At 73.8% G+C, this 15,788-nt stretch carries 13 protein-coding genes and 2 tRNA genes; 11 read left to right on the top strand and 4 right to left on the bottom strand.

What is annotated here, in order from left to right; translation table 11 throughout:
• Positions 1–150 precede the first annotated feature (150 nt).
• Both ACF089_RS31850 and ACF089_RS31855 read right to left on the bottom strand, forming a co-directional pair.
• On the bottom strand, positions 151–4,497 hold the full coding sequence (locus ACF089_RS31850) for a PAS domain-containing protein (protein WP_392034302.1): 4,347 nt from the start codon (positions 4,495–4,497) through the stop codon (positions 151–153).
• Between the two features lie 263 nt (positions 4,498–4,760).
• Positions 4,761–5,216, bottom strand: a complete 456-nt coding sequence (locus ACF089_RS31855; protein WP_392034305.1) for an SSI family serine proteinase inhibitor — start codon at positions 5,214–5,216, stop codon at positions 4,761–4,763.
• Between the two features lie 230 nt (positions 5,217–5,446).
• Between ACF089_RS31855 and ACF089_RS31860 the strand changes: the two genes are divergently transcribed.
• Positions 5,447–5,540 (top strand) — tRNA-Ser (locus tag ACF089_RS31860).
• Positions 5,541–5,732: 192 nt separating this feature from the next.
• Positions 5,733–5,805: transfer RNA gene (locus ACF089_RS31865), tRNA-Arg, on the top strand.
• Positions 5,806–5,914: 109 nt separating this feature from the next.
• Here ACF089_RS31865 and ACF089_RS31870 read toward each other — a convergent pair.
• Positions 5,915–6,703, bottom strand: coding sequence for a GntR family transcriptional regulator (locus ACF089_RS31870; protein WP_392034308.1), 789 nt, complete (start codon positions 6,701–6,703; stop codon positions 5,915–5,917).
• A gap of 90 nt (positions 6,704–6,793) precedes the next feature.
• Between ACF089_RS31870 and ACF089_RS31875 the strand changes: the two genes are divergently transcribed.
• The 3 genes from ACF089_RS31875 (at position 6,794) to ACF089_RS31885 (ending at position 9,210) form a co-directional block, all read left to right on the top strand.
• Complete coding sequence (locus ACF089_RS31875) at positions 6,794–7,228, top strand: NUDIX hydrolase (RefSeq protein WP_392034311.1); 435 nt, start codon at positions 6,794–6,796, stop codon at positions 7,226–7,228.
• 222 nt (positions 7,229–7,450) lie between these two features.
• Entirely contained in the window at positions 7,451–8,074 is a 624-nt protein-coding gene (locus ACF089_RS31880; RefSeq protein ID WP_392034314.1) for a hypothetical protein, read from the top strand.
• A 23-nt stretch (positions 8,075–8,097) separates the two neighbouring features.
• Entirely contained in the window at positions 8,098–9,210 is a 1,113-nt protein-coding gene (locus ACF089_RS31885) for a DUF1152 domain-containing protein (RefSeq protein ID WP_392034316.1), read from the top strand.
• Here ACF089_RS31885 and ACF089_RS31890 read toward each other — a convergent pair.
• Positions 9,204–9,512 (bottom strand): hypothetical protein, encoded by a 309-nt coding sequence (locus ACF089_RS31890; RefSeq protein ID WP_392034319.1) that lies wholly within the window; start codon positions 9,510–9,512, stop codon positions 9,204–9,206. The two genes, ACF089_RS31885 and ACF089_RS31890, sit on opposite strands and share 7 nt — an antisense overlap.
• A gap of 100 nt (positions 9,513–9,612) precedes the next feature.
• Here ACF089_RS31890 and ACF089_RS31895 point away from each other — a divergent pair, with 100 nt between their 5' ends.
• From ACF089_RS31895 to ACF089_RS31920, 6 genes are all read left to right on the top strand, one after another.
• Positions 9,613–9,852 carry a hypothetical protein gene (locus ACF089_RS31895; RefSeq protein WP_392034322.1) on the top strand — a complete coding sequence of 80 codons (240 nt, stop codon included), beginning with the start codon at positions 9,613–9,615 and terminating at the stop codon, positions 9,850–9,852.
• A gap of 545 nt (positions 9,853–10,397) precedes the next feature.
• On the top strand, positions 10,398–11,276 hold the full coding sequence (locus ACF089_RS31900; RefSeq protein ID WP_392034325.1) for a DUF2797 domain-containing protein: 879 nt from the start codon (positions 10,398–10,400) through the stop codon (positions 11,274–11,276).
• Positions 11,277–11,454: 178 nt separating this feature from the next.
• Positions 11,455–12,438 (top strand): amidohydrolase family protein, encoded by a 984-nt coding sequence (locus ACF089_RS31905; protein WP_392034328.1) that lies wholly within the window; start codon positions 11,455–11,457, stop codon positions 12,436–12,438.
• A 68-nt stretch (positions 12,439–12,506) separates the two neighbouring features.
• Positions 12,507–13,244 (top strand): response regulator transcription factor, encoded by a 738-nt coding sequence (locus ACF089_RS31910; protein WP_392034331.1) that lies wholly within the window; start codon positions 12,507–12,509, stop codon positions 13,242–13,244.
• Positions 13,245–13,338: 94 nt separating this feature from the next.
• Entirely contained in the window at positions 13,339–14,874 is a 1,536-nt protein-coding gene (locus tag ACF089_RS31915; RefSeq protein ID WP_392034334.1) for an MFS transporter, read from the top strand.
• A 101-nt stretch (positions 14,875–14,975) separates the two neighbouring features.
• Complete coding sequence (locus ACF089_RS31920) at positions 14,976–15,740, top strand: TetR/AcrR family transcriptional regulator (protein WP_392034337.1); 765 nt, start codon at positions 14,976–14,978, stop codon at positions 15,738–15,740.
• Positions 15,741–15,788 lie beyond the last annotated feature (48 nt).

The raw sequence follows: 15,788 nt of genomic DNA on the forward strand, positions 1-15,788 counted from the left end.
ACCAGCGTGGGCAAGTTCGACAAGAAGGTGATCCGCAAGCTGTACGCCGACGGGGAGCTGGACGTCACCCGCCTCTGAGAGCCGCGGCCCGTCCCCGGGACCGGGCCCGTACCGCGTCGAGGCGGTACGGGCCCGTCCCGGTGGGCGCGACTAGTTCGTACCGATCTTCGCCAGCAGGTCCACGATGCGCGACTGCACCTCACCGCTGGTGGAACGCTCGGCGAGGAAGAGGACGGTCTCGCCCGAGGAGAGCCGGGGCAGCTCGGCCCGGTTGAGCCCGGCGGAGGTGTACACCACCAGCGGCGTACGGTTCAGCCGTCCGTTCGCCCGCAGCCAGTCGATGATCCCGGCCCGGCGGCGGCGTACCTGCATCAGGTCCATCACCACCAGATTCGGCCGGGTCTGCGCGGCGAGCGCCACCGCGTCGGTGTCCGCTCCCGCCCGCGCGACCTGCATCCCGCGCCGCTCCAGGGTCGTGGTGAGCGCGAGCGCGATCTCCTCGTGCTCCTCGATCAGCAGCACCCGGGGCGGATGCTGCTCGCTGTCGCGCGGGGCCAGCGCCTTGAGCAGGATCGCCGGGTCCGCGCCGTACGCGGCCTCCCGGGTGGCCTGCCCCAGACCGGCCGTGACCAGCACCGGGACCTCGGCCGCGACCGCGGCCTGCCGGAGCGACTGGAGCGCGGTACGGGTGATCGGCCCGGTCAGCGGATCGACGAAGAGCGCCGCGGGGAACGCGGCGATCTGGGCGTCGACCTCCTCGCGGGAGTGCACGACGACGGGACGGTAGCCCCGGTCGCTCAGCGCCTGCTGGGTGGAGACGTCGGGCGCGGGCCAGACCAGCAGCCGGCGCGGATTGTCCAGCGGCTCCGGGGGGAGTTCGTCGTCGACCGGCTGCGGCTGCGGCTGGTTGGCCACCTCCACCGCGCCGCCGGGTCCGTCGAGCGGCTCGGGCCCCTCGGCGCCCTCGTCGGGCGCGCCTATCGCGTACGACCGGCCCTCGGCCCGGTCGCCCAGTTCCCCGCGCTCGACGGGGAGCCGGGGGCCGGGGGCGCCCGGCTGCCCCTGCGGGTGCGGCCGGGCGGACTGCTCGGGGCGCTCGCCGTCGGGGCGCTCGACGTCCGGGGGGGTGGACAGCTTCCGCCGGCGGCCGGAGCCGAGCGACGTCTGACCGCCCTGCGAGCCCTGGGCCTGTCCTTGGCCCTGGGCCTGCTGAGGCTGGCCCGGCTGGCCCGGCTGGCCCGGCTGGTCCTGTTGGTCGGCCACCTGCTGGGCGAAGGGCACGCCCTGCCCGAGCGTCCGCACGCTGAACGCCCGGCCGTGTGAGGCATCGGCCGGAAGCGGAGCCTCCGCAGGCAGGGGCTGAGCGATGGTGTGCGACCCGGTGGAGCCGGGCGCGGGCGGCTCAAGGGGCGGCAGCGGCAGCGAAACGGAACCGGTGCTCGGCCCCTGGCCGGTGCCCCGGACGGTCGGCTGCGCCCCGGCGGCCGCCTCGTCGGCGATCCGGACGCCCGGGGGCTCCTCGCCGAGGGCCCGGCGGCGGCCGGTCGGCTCGGGGTGGTGCTGCGGCGGGGTGTGGTGATCGTCGCCCGGTTCGGTCCGTACGGCGTCGTGCTGCCCCGGCACGGAGGCGTCGACGGCTCCCGGGGTCCGCGGCGAACGGTCGGCCTCGGCGGGCGGCAGCGCGAACACCCCGCGTCCGGCCTCGGCCTCCTCGGCGGGCGCGGGCGCGGGAGCGAGCGCGCGCCGTGCGCGCCGCCCGGCCGTGTTCGCGGCCTCGGACGGCTGCCCGGCGGACAGCTCGGGCAGCCCCGTGCGCGCCGGACGCTGTCCGCCCGCCTCCGCGCCGAGACCGTGCGGCGGTACGGCCTGCTGCTGCGGGATGCCCTGCGGCGGTACGGCCTGCTGACCCATGCCGGGCTGGCCGATTCCGGGCTGTCCCATGCCGGGCTGGCCCATCCCGTGCGGGGGCACGGCCTGCTGCTGGCCCACGCCATGCTGCTGGCCCATGCCCTGCTGGCCCATGCCCTGCGGGGGAACTCCCTGCGGCGGCACGGCCTGGCCGAGCGCCGGACGACCGGTCGCGCCCTCGGCCGCCGTGACCACGGAACCCTCGGCCGGTACGCCCGGCCCCGCCGCCCCGGCGGACTCCTCGGCCGGACTCGGCCGCCCGCGCCGCCGTCCGGTCCCGCCACCGCCGCCCTGCGTACCGCCGGAGTCCTGCGCTGCGCCCGGCTCGTCGTTCTGCTGCTCGTCCTGGGGGGCCGAGGCCCTGCGCCGCCCGGTCGGGGTCGGAGCCGGCTGCCCGGACTCCTCGGCGGCGCGCTGCCCCGAGAGGGGGCTCTCCAGGAAGGCGTCGGTGGAGCCGCGCCGGGCCCGCCGCCGGCCGCTGCCGGCCGCCTCGGACTCCGCCGCCTGCTCCGTGCCGGACCCCACGCCGGATTCCGCGCCGGCCGGGGCGACGCCCTGCTCGGGCGACGTCTGCTCATGGCTCGGTTCGGGGGCAGGTCCGGGGACCGGCCCGGGAGCCGAGTCCGCCGCCCCGGGGGAGACCCGCTGCTCCGGCAGGACCACCGCACCGGTGACCTGGTCGTCGCCCCCGGCCGCCGGAGCGGCCGTGACCGGCGGCGGCTGCGCGGGAGAGGCGGCCTGCGGCGCGGGCGCCTGGGGTACGGGCGCCTGCGGTGCGGCGGCGGGCGGTACGACGGGCGGTACGAGGGGTGGGGCCACGGGCCCGGGCCCGACGGGAGGCAGCGCCGGAGCGCCGGGGTGCGCGGCGGGCCGGTGCACGCCGGGGCGTGCGCCGGGAGCCTGGCGCGCGCCGGGCGCGGCCGGGGCGATCGCGCTCCCCCGGCCGGGTGCGGCGGCCGGGAGCTGCACCGCGCCCGCCCCCTCGCCGAGCGGCACCTCCAGTACGTACGCGCTGCCGCTCGTCCCCGGTACATCGTGGGTCTGGAGTACTCCGCCGTGCGCCTGGACGATCCCGCGCACGATGGGCTCGTGCACCGGGTCCCCTCCGGCGAAGGGGCCCCGGACCTCGATCCGTACGACCTCGCCGCGCTGTGCGGCGGCGACCACGACCGTCGAGTCCCCGCGGCCGCCGTCGGGCAGCAGCCTGGCCTTACCGGTCGAGTCCACCCCGGCCACGTCGGCGGCGAGATGCGCGAGGGCGGTCGCCAGCCGGGCCGCGTCCACCTCCGCCTCGATCGACGGCGCGTGCACGGCGAACTGGGCCCGCCCGGGCCCGATCAGCTCGACCGCGCCCTCGATCCCGGCCGCGACGACCCCGTCGAGGAGGACCTTCGACTTGGTGAGCCGCTCCCGGCCGGTGTCGAGCCGCTGGAAGCCGAGGACATTGTCGATCAGCGTCGTCATCCGGGAGTACCCGGCGGCCAGGTAGTGCAGCACCTGGTTGGCCTCGGGCCACAGCTGACCCGCGGGGTCGGCGACGAGGGTGCCCAGTTCCGTACGGAGTTCCTCCAGCGGCCCGCGCAGCGACTCGCCGAGCACGGCGGTCAGCTGGTCATGACGGGCCGACAGCTCCTGATGGCGCTCGTCGCGCTCCTCGATCTCGACGGAGTACCGCTCGGACTTGTCCGCCAGCTCGGCGGTGAAGCGTTCCGTGGTCTCCGCCAGCTCCGCGGTGAAGCGCTCGGTGACCTCGGCGAGTTCGGCGGCGTGCCGGGCGGCCAGCTCCTCGCCGGGCCGCCGGTCGGTGAAGGTCATCACCGCGCCGACGAGCTGGTCCCCGTCCCGTACCGGGGCGGTGGTCAGATCGACCGGCACCCGCTTCCCGTTCTTCGCCCACAGCACCTGCCCGCGCACCCGGTGCTTGCGGCCGGACCGCAGGGTGTCGGCGAGCGGCGACTCGGCGTACGGGAAGGGCTTGCCGTCCTCGCGCGAGTGCAGGATCAGCGGGTGCAGCTCCTGGCCGCCGAGGTCGCTGGCGCGGAATCCGAGGATCTGCGCGGCGGCCGGGTTGACCAGGACGACCCGCCCCTCGGTGTCCGTGCCCACGACGCCTTCGGCGGCGGCCCGCAGGATCATCTCGGTCTGCCGCCGCGAACGCGCCAGTTCCGCTTCGGTGTCCATCGTCCCGGAGAGATCGCGGACCACGAGCATCAGCAACTCGTCGCCGGTGTAGCCGCCGGAGGAGGCGTAGGCCTCGCGTCCGTCCTCAAGACTGGCGCTGGTCACCTCGGCCGGGAACTCGCTGCCGTCCGTGCGCCGGGCCATCATCCGCGTCGGCTTGGTGCGGATCCGCTCCATGGCCGGGTCCGGGCTGCGCATGGAGCCCGGGATGAGCCGCGAGTCGAACGCGGGCAGCAGATCGAGCAGCCCGCGCCCGACGAGGGCGGTGCCCGGGGTCTCGAAGAGCCCGAGGGCGATGGTGTTGGCGTTGACGACCGTGCCGTTGCAGTTGACGAGCACCAGGCCGTCGGGGAGAGCGTCGAGTATGGCTGCGAGGCGAGCAGCGCCTCGGGATGGCCTGCTGCTCACAACGACGGTTCCTCCCTGACCTACTGCGTGTGCGGACGGCCGGCCCCATCGTGCCCCTCGGGCCCCGGCCTGTCTCTGAAGTGAGTCTAAGCGCACGGGGTGCGCGACGGGCGGCGGATGAGGGGGACCTCATACCGAGGTTCTGTGTATATGCGGTGACCGCGGGCCCATGGCGGGGGCTCGGACGGGCTTTTGGGCGGGGCCTCGCCGGATCCGGACGGACTCAGGAATCCGGATACGGGAGCCGGAGACCGGAAGCGGACTCAGGAACCGGTGCTGGGGAGCACCGGCTCCATGGTCTGCCAGCGGTGGATCTCGCAGCCGTTCCTCCGGTTGAAGGCGGCGTTCACCCGCTGCCCGTGCCAGGTCCCGGTCACCCGGGCGGTGGCGGGCCCGCCCGACTGCTGGGTGCACATCTGTCCCCGGGGGACGGGGGTGAAGGGGTTCTCGCTCTCCCGGGCCAGCTGATCGAGCCGGGCACAGGCGTCCTCGGCGGCGGGGTGCGTCCCGCCGGCCGGCGCGCACGTCAGCTCGTACCGTCCGTCGGTGCGGGCGTTGCCCGTCTCGGACACGACCACCGTCAGCCGGTCCCGCTGCGGCTCGGGCGCGGAGAGCAGCGAGGCCAGCGGAAGGGGCAGGGCGGCCGCCCCGGCGACGGGCACGGCGGCGGCGAGCGCCGCGGCGGAGGCGGTCGCGGTGAGGAGGATGCGGCGCAGCATGAGGGCTCCCGGTGGTCGCGGTCTCGGGGCGCGCGATCTCGCGCCCCACCGCTTCTAACGCGCCGCCCGCCCGAGCGTTGCGCACCCGCGCCTGCGCGCCCCCCGCTCGCCGGAGCCTGATGGTGCTTTGCCCTGCGGGCCGCGCGCCTAGTACCGTGTACCGCGATTGGTGGCACCGCGTTCGGTTGTGTCATCATCGGCACACACAACGCGCCCGCGCGGAGTGTGCTGGAGGCGTCGCCTAGTCCGGTCTATGGCGCCGCACTGCTAATGCGGTTTGGGTTTTAAAGCCCATCGAGGGTTCAAATCCCTCCGCCTCCGCCAGTTCGATCACCGAAGCCCCGGCCACCTGGCCGGGGCTTCGGCGCATCCGCCCCCGACCCGCCCGGGAAGCACCGTCTTCCCTGCTGTTTTCGCAGGTCAGGCCGGGTGCGCGGAATGGATTTCGCCTCACGGCGCAGGTCATGTAATGTTGTTCCCGCAACGCCGACCAGGCAGAAAAGCCAGGGAAGCCAAGCACTCGTAGCTTAACGGATAGAGCATCTGACTACGGATCAGAAGGTTGCAGGTTCGAATCCTGCCGAGTGCACAGCAAAGAAAGGCCCCCGGAGATCATCCGGGGGCCTTTCGCGTTCCCGGAGAAGGCCCGGGCCACGGGGGCCGGCGGCCCTGGCCCGGGGGTGCTCCTTCGGTCCGGTTCAGTTCGCCGACAGCCGGTAATCGAGGATGTACGCGTCGGCCGCCATCACGGTGTCGCACACCTCCACCGCGCGTCCTTTGGTGTCGAACGCGGTGCGGATCAAGTGGATGACCGGCACGCCCGAGGCGAGCTGAAGGGTCCTGGCCTCCGGCGGCGAGGGCATCCGGGCGCGGATCTCCTCCTCGAAGCGGTCGAGGGTGTGACCGAGTTCTTCGAGGCGGGCGTAGATGCCGCCCGGGCCGGGGTTGGGCTCGGAGATCGGAGTGTCCCGGGCGATGTCGAGCGGCAGGTACGAGGTGGCGAACTCCACCGGCCGGCCGTCGAGGAGATAGCGGCGACGCCGGGCCAGTACCCGCCGTGGCGCACCGAGCCGGGAGGAGACGTCGGTGCTCGGCCGTTCCTCCTTGATCTCCAGCTGGTCGACCTCCGGGCGGCCGCCGGCCGCGTCCGCCTCCACGAGGAAGGCCGACTTCCCCTGTTCCCGGTGGTGCCGGGCGAACCGGTCCGAGGCCAGCCTGCGCACCGGAGGGCGCGGGCGGACGAAGACGCCTCTCCCGTGTTCCGCCGAGACGAGTCCCTCGCTCTGCAGGATCGAGAGCGCGTTGCGGACGGTCATACGGGACACCCCGAAGTGCTCGACCAGCTCCGACTCCGAGGGGAGCTTGGCGCCCTCCGCGAAGCGTCCCTTGCCGATGGCTTCCCGCAGGTGATCGGCGATCTGCCGGAAGACCGCCCGGTCGCTGGAGGGATCCAGCGAGCCGAGGAGGCCGGAGGGAAGGGAGCCCATCTGTACTCCTTTAGATATCTAGACAAGAGGCTGAGTGCTGTTGCTACGGTGATCAGCCTAGTGAGCCGAGCAGGACGAGGAACACGGAACGTGACTACCGCCGAACGGCCCCACTCCGTCAGCGTCGCCGGGGTGATCGTGGACGACCGAGGCCGCGCCCTGCTCATACAGCGCCGCGACAACGGCCATTGGGAGCCCCCGGGCGGGGTCCTCGAACGCGAGGAGACCATCCCCGAAGCCCTTCGGCGCGAAGTCCTCGAAGAGACCGGCATCAAGATCGCACTTCCCGCGACCCTCACCGGCGTCTACAAGAACATGACCGGGCTGATCGTCTCCCTGGTCTTCCGGTGCGAGGCCGCAGACGGCACCCCGACCACCGGAAGCGAGACCCGCGCACTGCGCTGGGCCACCCGCGACGAAGTCACCGAACTCGCCGCCGAGGCATACGCGATCCGCGTCCTGGACGCACTCGACGCCGCGAACCCGCCGGCCGTCCGCGCCCACGACGGCGTGAAACTCGTCTAGCCCGAACCTGCCGCACCTCGCGGCCTGCCAGCATGAAGGAACTTGTATGCACGAGTATACGAGCATGATTCAGGGGCGGGACCTCGCTTGCCCACGGCCTCCTGAAGAGTCCGGGCGTACCCGCCACCGGGCCCTCGGCCCACCGCCGGCCGAGGGCGCCGCCCGGAGCGCTGCCGGGCCGATGGGGCGGGTCGTGCCGACGCTCACCGGGGAGCGCGTCGGATGAGCCGGCTGATGCCTCTGGCGGGCGTTGTTCCCTACATCACGCGGTGGACCGGAGAGTCCCCCTCGAAGGTGCGCGTCGTGGTGCGAGGCGGACGCCTGGCCTACGCCGACGAGCGCACCTACGACCGGGACCCTCGGGGTGTCCTGTGGCGGCGTATCCCCTCCACCCCGGGCAAGGGGCAGCCCGACTTCGGCGCGGTGCACGCCCTGCGCCAACGCCTGGCCATGGCCAACTCCCTCTGCCAGGTCTGCGGCAGTCCCGCCGACCGCGACGAGCGGGGAATCCTCCGGCTCCTGGGCGAGGCGTCCGACGCCCCGGGCTCCTGGCCCCAAGGACTGGAGACCACTCACCCACCGGTCTGCCGCCCCTGCGCGACCCTGGCCACCAGGGCGTGTCCCCACCTGAGGCAGCGCCACGTCGCCCTGCGCGTCCAGTCCTGGACCCCGGCAGGAGTCCACGGCGCTCTCCACCGGCCCGGCCCCCGTCCCGTCGCCGTCGACGCCGCCGGCGTCCCGTTCGACAGCCCGGCCATCCGATGGGTGATCGCCGGCCAACTCATCGCCCGCCTGGACCGCTTCACTCTCATCGATCCTGCCGGGGTCGGCCGACGGGGCCTTTGAGCGATCGCTCGTAGTCTGGCGGGGTGACGCGATTGATCGTGGCGGCCGGCGGGGGAGGCGATGCGGTCGCCGCCTCGGTGGTGGGGAGTGCGCTGTACGGCGGTGGGGAGCCGGTCGTGATCCTCACGTACGCGTGGGATCGGCTTCTGGTCGACCCGGTGCCCGGGCCCCGGGGGCCGGGCGACTTCAGGGGACTGAGTCCGCTGGCGCCCGGGGTCTTCGCGGTCACCGGCGGGGCCGAGCCCGTCGCGCCGGCCGGGTCCACGCTGCCGAGGCTGGCGGAGGAGCTGCCCCAGACGCTGGCGCTGATCGACCCGCGCCATGGAGCCCGGGGCATCGGACGACAGCTGGACGAGCTGATCCGCCGGCTGGATCCCGAATCCGTCGACCTCCTCGACGTCGGCGGCGACATCCTCGCCCGGGGCGACGAGCCGACTCTCCGGAGCCCGCTCGCCGACGCGCTCACCCTGGCGGCCTGCTGTCAGGCCGAGGCGCCCGTACGGCTACTGGTCGCCGGTCCCGGTCTGGACGGCGAGCTGACCGCCGGGGAGCTGCGCGGTCTCCTCGGCCGGAAGGTGCTCACTCTGAGCGGTGAGCACGTGGAGCCGGTCGCCCGGGTCCTGGACTGGCACCCCTCCGAGGCCACCGCGCTGCTCGCGGCCACCGCCCGGGGCATCCGCGGCCTCTGCGAGATCCGCGACGCGGGCCTCCCCGTACCGCTCACGGACGAGGGCCCCACCGTCCACGAGGTCGACCTCGGTGCCGCCCTGGAGCGCAATCGGCCGGCCCGTGCCGTCGCCCTCACCACGACACTGGAGGAGGCCGAGCGTCTCAGCCGGAGGATCTGCGGCTTCTCCGAGATCGACCAGGAGCGGAGCAAAGCCGCGCGGATCGAGGCCCGGCCCGTGCGGGAACCCGGCCCGGACGCCGTGCTCGCCCAGGTCGCCGACTTCGAAAGCGGAGCCCGGAGCCGGGGCGTCAGCCACACCACCTTCCGCCGTCTCACCGAGGCCCTCGGCCTCGACGGCAGCCGTCGGGAGAGCCTCCGTACGCTGCTGATCGCCGACAGTCCGAAGCAGTACACGGCACCCCTCTGGCACCTGGCGGACCCGGACCGGATCCCGCGGGATCAGTAGACGAGGATTCTCCAGCGCTCGACCCAGACCAGGAATTCACCGCCCGAGCCGCGTACCAGGACGCGGTCGTCCTCGACCTGCCAGGCGGTGCCGTAGAGGGTGCGGTCGGGGAGGTCGGCGCGGACGGTGTCGTGGACGTCGATGTCGGTCTCGACGGGGCGGAGCCAGGTGTGGGCGCAGGTGCGGCAGACGTGGCGGACGGCGTCGCGACCCGCGGCGGACACGGGGGCGCCGTGGCGGACCTCTTCGGTGAAGCACCGGGGGCATGGGTCGGCGGTGTACGGGCCGATCAGTCGGGACATCGAGCGATCGTGGCGCACCGGGCGCGCGGCGGCAAGTGATGACGGGGGCGGCCGGGGCCGTGAGGGGCGGGCCATACGCTCCCGGTGGGGAGGGATGGCGATGGAGACGGCGGGAACGGCACTGGCCGTGCTGGTCTGGGGCGGGTTCTTCGGGACGCTGCTCGTGGGGGTGGCGGCGACGGTGCTGACGGTGCGATGGCGGCGGAGGAGCATCGCCGCCATGGAGCGGGCCGAGCGGGCTCAGTGCCCCGAACGAACCGGGCGGCCGCCGCAAGGCCCGGCGCGGCAGGGTCTGCCGGGTGCGCCCGAGGGGCGGAGGGGAGCGGGCGGGGCCGGGTGAGGGCCGTGCGCGGGAGCCGGTGTTCGCCGGGGGCGGGCGGGGCCCGGATCCTCGGGGTGAGGGAGGTCTCGTTCGGGTGGATCGTGTACGGGGGCGCGGAAGGGGCCGGGCGGTCGGCGGGAACGGGCCGTTTCCGGGCGGCCGGGCGAACGGGCGCGTGATCGCCGGAGCCCGGGGTGCGCCGACGGCCCGGCGATCCCGGCCGCCCGCGCGGACGGTCTCGCGGCGTCGGCCTCCGCCCGCCGCCGCGCCGGCGGCCCGGCGGATCGCCGCGTACGAGCGCCGGCTGTGCCGGGAGGCTCTTGCGCGCCGCGCCACGGGGAAGAAGAGAGGGGAGAGGGCGGGCGCGGGCAGCACGGTCGGCGTGGGGCGTGCGTATAGATCAGGACACCGCTCCCACCAGCGGATCTACTGTCTGGCGTGCGATGCGACGGCCGTCATGGAGCCGTCCGCGCGGCCGGAACCCGCCGTAGCGGACCTGGCTGTGACGGTGGGCTCGGGTACTCTCCCCGTTTTCGGTCACAACTGTGCGCCCGGAGGTGCGTATGGCATGGCGGTGCTCCGGGATCGGATGGCCACCGGGAACACGGATGGCCGTACTGCGATGGGAGGGCGGGCGGGTCAGTCCGCTGGTCAGCGGGAAGAGCCTCGGGTTCCGGGCCGAGGGCGAGCGGATGTGCGTCGGGGCCCGGGGCAATCCGTGCCCCCTGCGGGCGGTGGTGCCCGCGCGGCTGACGCGGGCGCGGTGCGGTGAGTGCGCGCGGCTGGACCGGGCGCACTCGGTGGCCGCGGACAATTTCGCCGACGATCCGCGTACCTACCGGGTCTATCTCGCCTGGTTCGGGCCCGGCATGGTCAAGGCGGGGATCACCGCCGAGGAGCGCGGCCCGGCCCGGCTGCTGGAGCAGGGGGCCGTGGTCTTCAGCTGGCTGGGGCGCGGCCCGCTGATGGCGGCCCGGCGCACCGAGGAGCTGTTGCGCGGCGCGCTGGGCGTGCCGGACCGGATTCCGTACGCCGACAAGCGGGCCGTACGGGCCCGGCTGCCGGCGACGGCCCGGGAGCGGGCCGCCGAGATCGAGGCGCTGCACCGCGCGGCGCTGGCGCTCGACGGCTGGGCGGAGTCGCTGGAGCCGCTCGGGTTCGAGCCGGTCGATCACACCGGGGCGTTCGGGCTCGCCGGGGCGGAGCCCGCCACCTCGGTGGTGCGGGAGCTGGTCCCCGGCGGCGCGGTCGCCGGGACCCTGCTCTCCGTCGCCGGGCCCGATCTGCATCTGCGGACGGCGGGCGGCGAGGTCGTCGTCCTCGACACCCGGCTGATGTCCGGATGGTCCCTGATCGGGGCCGCTGCCGGCGAGGGGGTGTCGGTGCCGACCGCCGCCCTCACGGTGGAGGCCGGCGGCGGGGTCCAGGACGGGCTGTTCTGACCCCGCAGCCCGCAGCCCGCAGCCCGAACCCCGCACGAACCGAACCCCGGACGAACCGAACCCCGCACCCCCCCGGGCCGCCCGGCACCCGCCCCCACCGGGTGATCGGCCCCGCCCCGCGCCGATCACCCGGCCGAAAACGTGGACAGCGCACCCGCCCCCGTCGGAGGCTGGTGCGATGAGCGCCGAGGACGCACACACCGCCCGGACCGCCGAGGACGCGTACGCCTCCCGGACCACCGAGGACGCGTACGCCCCCCGGCCCCCCGGGGACCCGTACACCTCCCGGACCTCCGAGATCCGATCCGTACGGCGCTTCTGGGAGCGGCTGGAACTCCCCGGCCTCATCGACGTCCACACCCACTTCATGCCCCGGCGGGTCCTCGACAAGGTCTGGGCCTACTTCGACGCCGCCGGTCCGCTCATCGGCCGGGAGTGGCCCATCGTCTACCGCCAGGAGGAGGTCGAGCGCCTCGCGCTGCTGCGCGCCTTCGGGGTGCGGGCCTTCACCTCGATGATCTATCCGCACAAGCCGGGCATGGCGGCCTGGCTCAACGGCTGGGCCGCCGATTTCGCCGCCCGTGTCCCCGACTGTCTGCACACCGCGACGCTCTTCCCGGAGGACGGGGCGGCGGACTACGTACGGGACGCCGTCGAAGGCGGCGCCCGGGTGGTCAAGGCGCATCTCCAGGTCGGCGGGTACGACCCGGGCGACAGCCGGCTCGACCCCGTGTGGGGGCTGCTCGGCGACGCGCGCGTGCCCGTCGTCATGCACTGCGGCTCCGGCCCGGTGCCCGGCGCCCACACCGGCCCCGGGCCCGTCGCCCGGCTGCTCGCCCGGCACCCCCGGCTGCGGCTCGTGGTCGCGCATCTGGGAATGCCCGAGTACGCGGACTTCCTCGGCCTCGCCGAGCGGTACGAGGAGGTCCGGCTCGACACCACCATGGCCTTCACCGGCTTCAGCGAGCGGCTGGCCCCCTTCCCCGGGCGGGAGCTGCCCCGGCTCGCCGCGCTCGGCGACCGGATCCTGCTCGGCTCGGACTTCCCCAACCTCCCCTATCCGTACCTCCATCAGCTCCAGTCGCTGGAAGGTCTCGGCCTGGGCGACGACTGGCTGCGCGCGGTCTGTCACGACAACGCCGCCCGGCTGTTCGGGCGTTAGCCCCTTTCTCAGGGAATTCACAGGCTGGCACAAGGACGTTCTCACGGCGGGGACGGAGGCTGGCGGCCATGACCGCGACCTCGCCCCAGGGGCGTACCGAGATGCTCAGAACGGACGGCAAGCCCGTCCGCGTGCTCATCGTGGACGACGAGGCCGCGCTGAGCGATCTGCTGTCGATGGCGCTGCGCTACGAGGGCTGGGAGGTGCGCGGCGCCGGGGACGGGGCCGGGGCGGTGCGCGCCGTGCGGGAGTTCCGGCCCGATGTGGTGGTCCTGGACGTGGTGCTGCCCGACATGGACGGGATCGCGGTGCTGCGGCGGCTGCGGCGCGAGGATCCGGACGTGCCGGTGCTCTTCCTCACCGCCCGGGACGCCGTCGAGGACCGGATCGCCGGTCTGACGGCGGGCGGCGACGACTATGTCACCAAGCCGTTCTCGCTGGAGGAGGTCGTCGCCCGGCTGCGCGGGCTGATCCGGCGCTCGCGGGCGGCGGCCGTCCGGACCGAGTCCCTGCTCTCGGTGGGCGATCTGACCCTGGACGAGGACAGCCACGAGGTCAGCCGCGGCGGTCTGTCCATCCATCTGACGGCGACCGAGTTCGAGCTGCTGCGCTATCTGATGCGCAATCCGCGCCGGGTGCTCAGCAAGGCGCAGATCCTGGACCGCGTGTGGTCGTACGACTTCGGGGGCCAGGCCAATGTGGTCGAGCTGTACGTCTCCTATCTGCGCAAGAAGATCGACGCCGGCCGGTCGCCCATGATCCACACCCGGCGGGGAGCGGGGTATCTGATCAAGCCGGGCGAGTAGCGCCCGAGAGGCTCCCCCCGATAACAGCTATACAGCGTAAAGGCTTCGTTGTACGGTGTACGTCATCACCTCGTACACCGTATAAGGAGCTGCCGTGACGGCGACGCCCGAAACGCTCGAAACGGCCCCCGTGGGCCGCCATCCGCAGCGCTGGCTGATCCTGGGCGTCATCTGTCTCGCCCAGCTGGTCGTGCTGCTCGACAACACCGTCCTCAGCGTCGCCATCCCCTCCCTCAACCGGGAGCTGGGCGCGTCCGCCACCGACGTCCAGTGGATGATCAACGCCTACTCGCTGGTCCAGTCCGGTCTGCTGCTCGCCGCGGGCAACGCCGCCGACCGCTACGGCCGCAAGAAGCTGCTGATCACCGGGCTCGCCCTCTTCGGCCTCGGCTCGCTCGCGGCCGGGCTCGCCCAGACCTCGGCCCAGCTGATCGCCGCCCGCGCGGGCATGGGCGTCGGCGGCGCGCTGCTGATGACCACGATCCTCGCGGTCGTCGTCCAGGTCTTCGACGACAGCGAGCGGGTGAAGGCCATCGCCCTCTGGTCCACCGTCAGCTCGCTCGGCTTCGCCGCCGGACCGCTGGTCGGCGGAGTCATGCTCGACCACTTCTGGTGGGGCGCGATCTTCCTGATCAACATCCCGGTCGCCGTGATCGGGCTGGTCGCGGTGGCCGTGCTCGTACCGGAGTCCAAGAACCCGCGGGGCGAGCGCCCGGACCTGCTCGGCGCGGTGCTCTCCACGATCGGTATGACCGCGGTGGTGTACGCGATCATCTCCGGGCCCGAGCACGGCTGGACCTCCACCCAGGTGCTGGTGTCGGCCGCCGTGGGCGCCGTCGTGCTCACCGCCTTCGCGCGGTGGGAGCTGAGCATCCCGTACCCGATGCTGGACATGCACTTCTTCCGGAACCGGCGGTTCATCGGCGCGGTCGCGGGCTCGATCCTGGTCGCCTTCGGCATGGGCGGCTCGCTCTTCCTGCTCACCCAGCACCTTCAGTTCGTGCTCGGATACGGGCCGCTGGACGCCGGGCTGCGGACCGCGCCGCTGGCCCTGACCATCGTCGCCCTCAATATGACCGGAGTCGGGCCCCGGCTGCTGACGCGGCTCGGCACCCCGGTGACGATCGCGGTCGGCATGGCCCTGGTCTCCACCGGACTCGCCGCGATCGCCCTGCTCGGCGCGGAGAGCTACGGCGGGATGTTCACCGGGCTGGTCGTGATGGGCGCGGGCATCGCGCTCTCGATGCCCGCGATGGCCAACGCGATCATGAGCGCGATCCCGCGCGAGAAGGCGGGCGTCGGGGCCGGCGTGAACGGCACCCTCGCGGAGTTCGGCAACGGGCTCGGCGTCGCCGTGCTGGGCGCGGTGCTCAACTCCCGGTTCGCCGCGCTCGTGTCCGGCGCGGTGGGGGCGGCCTCGCTGCCCGCGGCCCTGGCGGCGGCGGACGGAGCCGGGGAGCGGGCGCGGATCTCGGACGCCTTCGCCTCCGGTCTGGCGACGAGCCAGCTGGTCGGGGCGGTGGCGGTGCTCGCCGGCGGTCTGCTGGCGGCCGCGCTGCTGTGGCGGGCGGAGGCCGCGGAGAGTGCGGAGGCCGCGGGGAGTACGGACCCGGACCGGCGGGCGGCATAGCATCGAACAGGGGCGGACCTGCCGGTCCGGCCCCGTTCGGCCCCGGGCGTCCTCGCCCGGTGCGCGAATCTGGACGGGTCACCACCGAGGAGGGTGGAACGATGGCGAGTGCGGCCGACCGCGCGAAGGGTCCCGCGAGGACCAGTGTCTGGCTGGCGGGCGGGGCGGACCGGACCCGCAGGGCGGCCCAGCCCGCCGGCCTCGACCGGGACAAGATCATTGAGGCGACGGTACGGCTGCTGGACGCCGAGGGCACGGCCAAGTTCTCGATGCGGCGGCTGGCGGCCGAGCTGGACGTCACCGCGATGTCGGTCTACTGGTACGTGGACACCAAGGACGAGCTTCTGGAGCTGGCGCTCGACGCGGCCTTCGCCTCCCTCGCGCCGCCGGACGTGAGCGTGGCGGAGCAGTGGCGCGAGCAGCTGCGCGCGCTGGCCGTGGCGTACCGGGAGATGCTGGTGCGCCACCCCTGGGTGTCCGCCATGGCCGGTGCGTATCTCAATGTCGGACCCAACTCGCTGGCGTTCTCGACGGCCGTGCAGCAAGTGATGCGGAACACCGGACTCCCCACGCGCGGCCAGATGGGCGGGCTGTCGGCGGTCTTCCAGTTCGTCTACGGGTTCGGCACCATCGAGGGCCACTTCATCGCCCGCTGCGCCGCGGCCGGGCTGACCCAGGACGAGTACCTCCGCGACGCGCTCGGCACGATGACCGGGGATCCGAGTCTGGAGCACTTCATCAGCGACTCCACGGACTTCATGGAGGAGCAGAGCCGGGAGACGGTCGAGGAGAACCGGCAGCGGGACTTCGACTACGCGCTGGAGCTGCTGGTGGCGGGGATCGAGGCGATGGTGGCCCGAGGCTGACGGGCGGAGCGCAGGGCTGGCTTGTGCTCCGGCCGCCTTGTGCTCCGG

This window comes from Streptomyces sp. NPDC014894, from assembly GCF_043080985.1.
Lineage (GTDB): Bacteria > Actinomycetota > Actinomycetes > Streptomycetales > Streptomycetaceae > Streptomyces.

Excerpts from the sequence above, each read along its gene's own strand:
- ACF089_RS31895 (WP_392034322.1), top strand. The coding sequence starts at position 9,613 with ATGGAGACGGCGGGAACGGCACTGGCCGTGCTGGTCTGGGGCGGGTTC.
- ACF089_RS31890 (WP_392034319.1), bottom strand. The coding sequence starts at position 9,512 with ATGTCCCGACTGATCGGCCCGTACACCGCCGACCCATGCCCCCGGTGC.
- ACF089_RS31920 (WP_392034337.1), top strand. The coding sequence starts at position 14,976 with ATGGCGAGTGCGGCCGACCGCGCGAAGGGTCCCGCGAGGACCAGTGTC.
- ACF089_RS31870 (WP_392034308.1), bottom strand. The coding sequence starts at position 6,703 with ATGGGCTCCCTTCCCTCCGGCCTCCTCGGCTCGCTGGATCCCTCCAGC.
- ACF089_RS31910 (WP_392034331.1), top strand. The coding sequence starts at position 12,507 with ATGACCGCGACCTCGCCCCAGGGGCGTACCGAGATGCTCAGAACGGAC.
- ACF089_RS31905 (WP_392034328.1), top strand. The coding sequence starts at position 11,455 with ATGAGCGCCGAGGACGCACACACCGCCCGGACCGCCGAGGACGCGTAC.
- ACF089_RS31855 (WP_392034305.1), bottom strand. The coding sequence starts at position 5,216 with ATGCTGCGCCGCATCCTCCTCACCGCGACCGCCTCCGCCGCGGCGCTC.
- ACF089_RS31880 (WP_392034314.1), top strand. The coding sequence starts at position 7,451 with ATGAGCCGGCTGATGCCTCTGGCGGGCGTTGTTCCCTACATCACGCGG.
- ACF089_RS31900 (WP_392034325.1), top strand. The coding sequence starts at position 10,398 with ATGGCATGGCGGTGCTCCGGGATCGGATGGCCACCGGGAACACGGATG.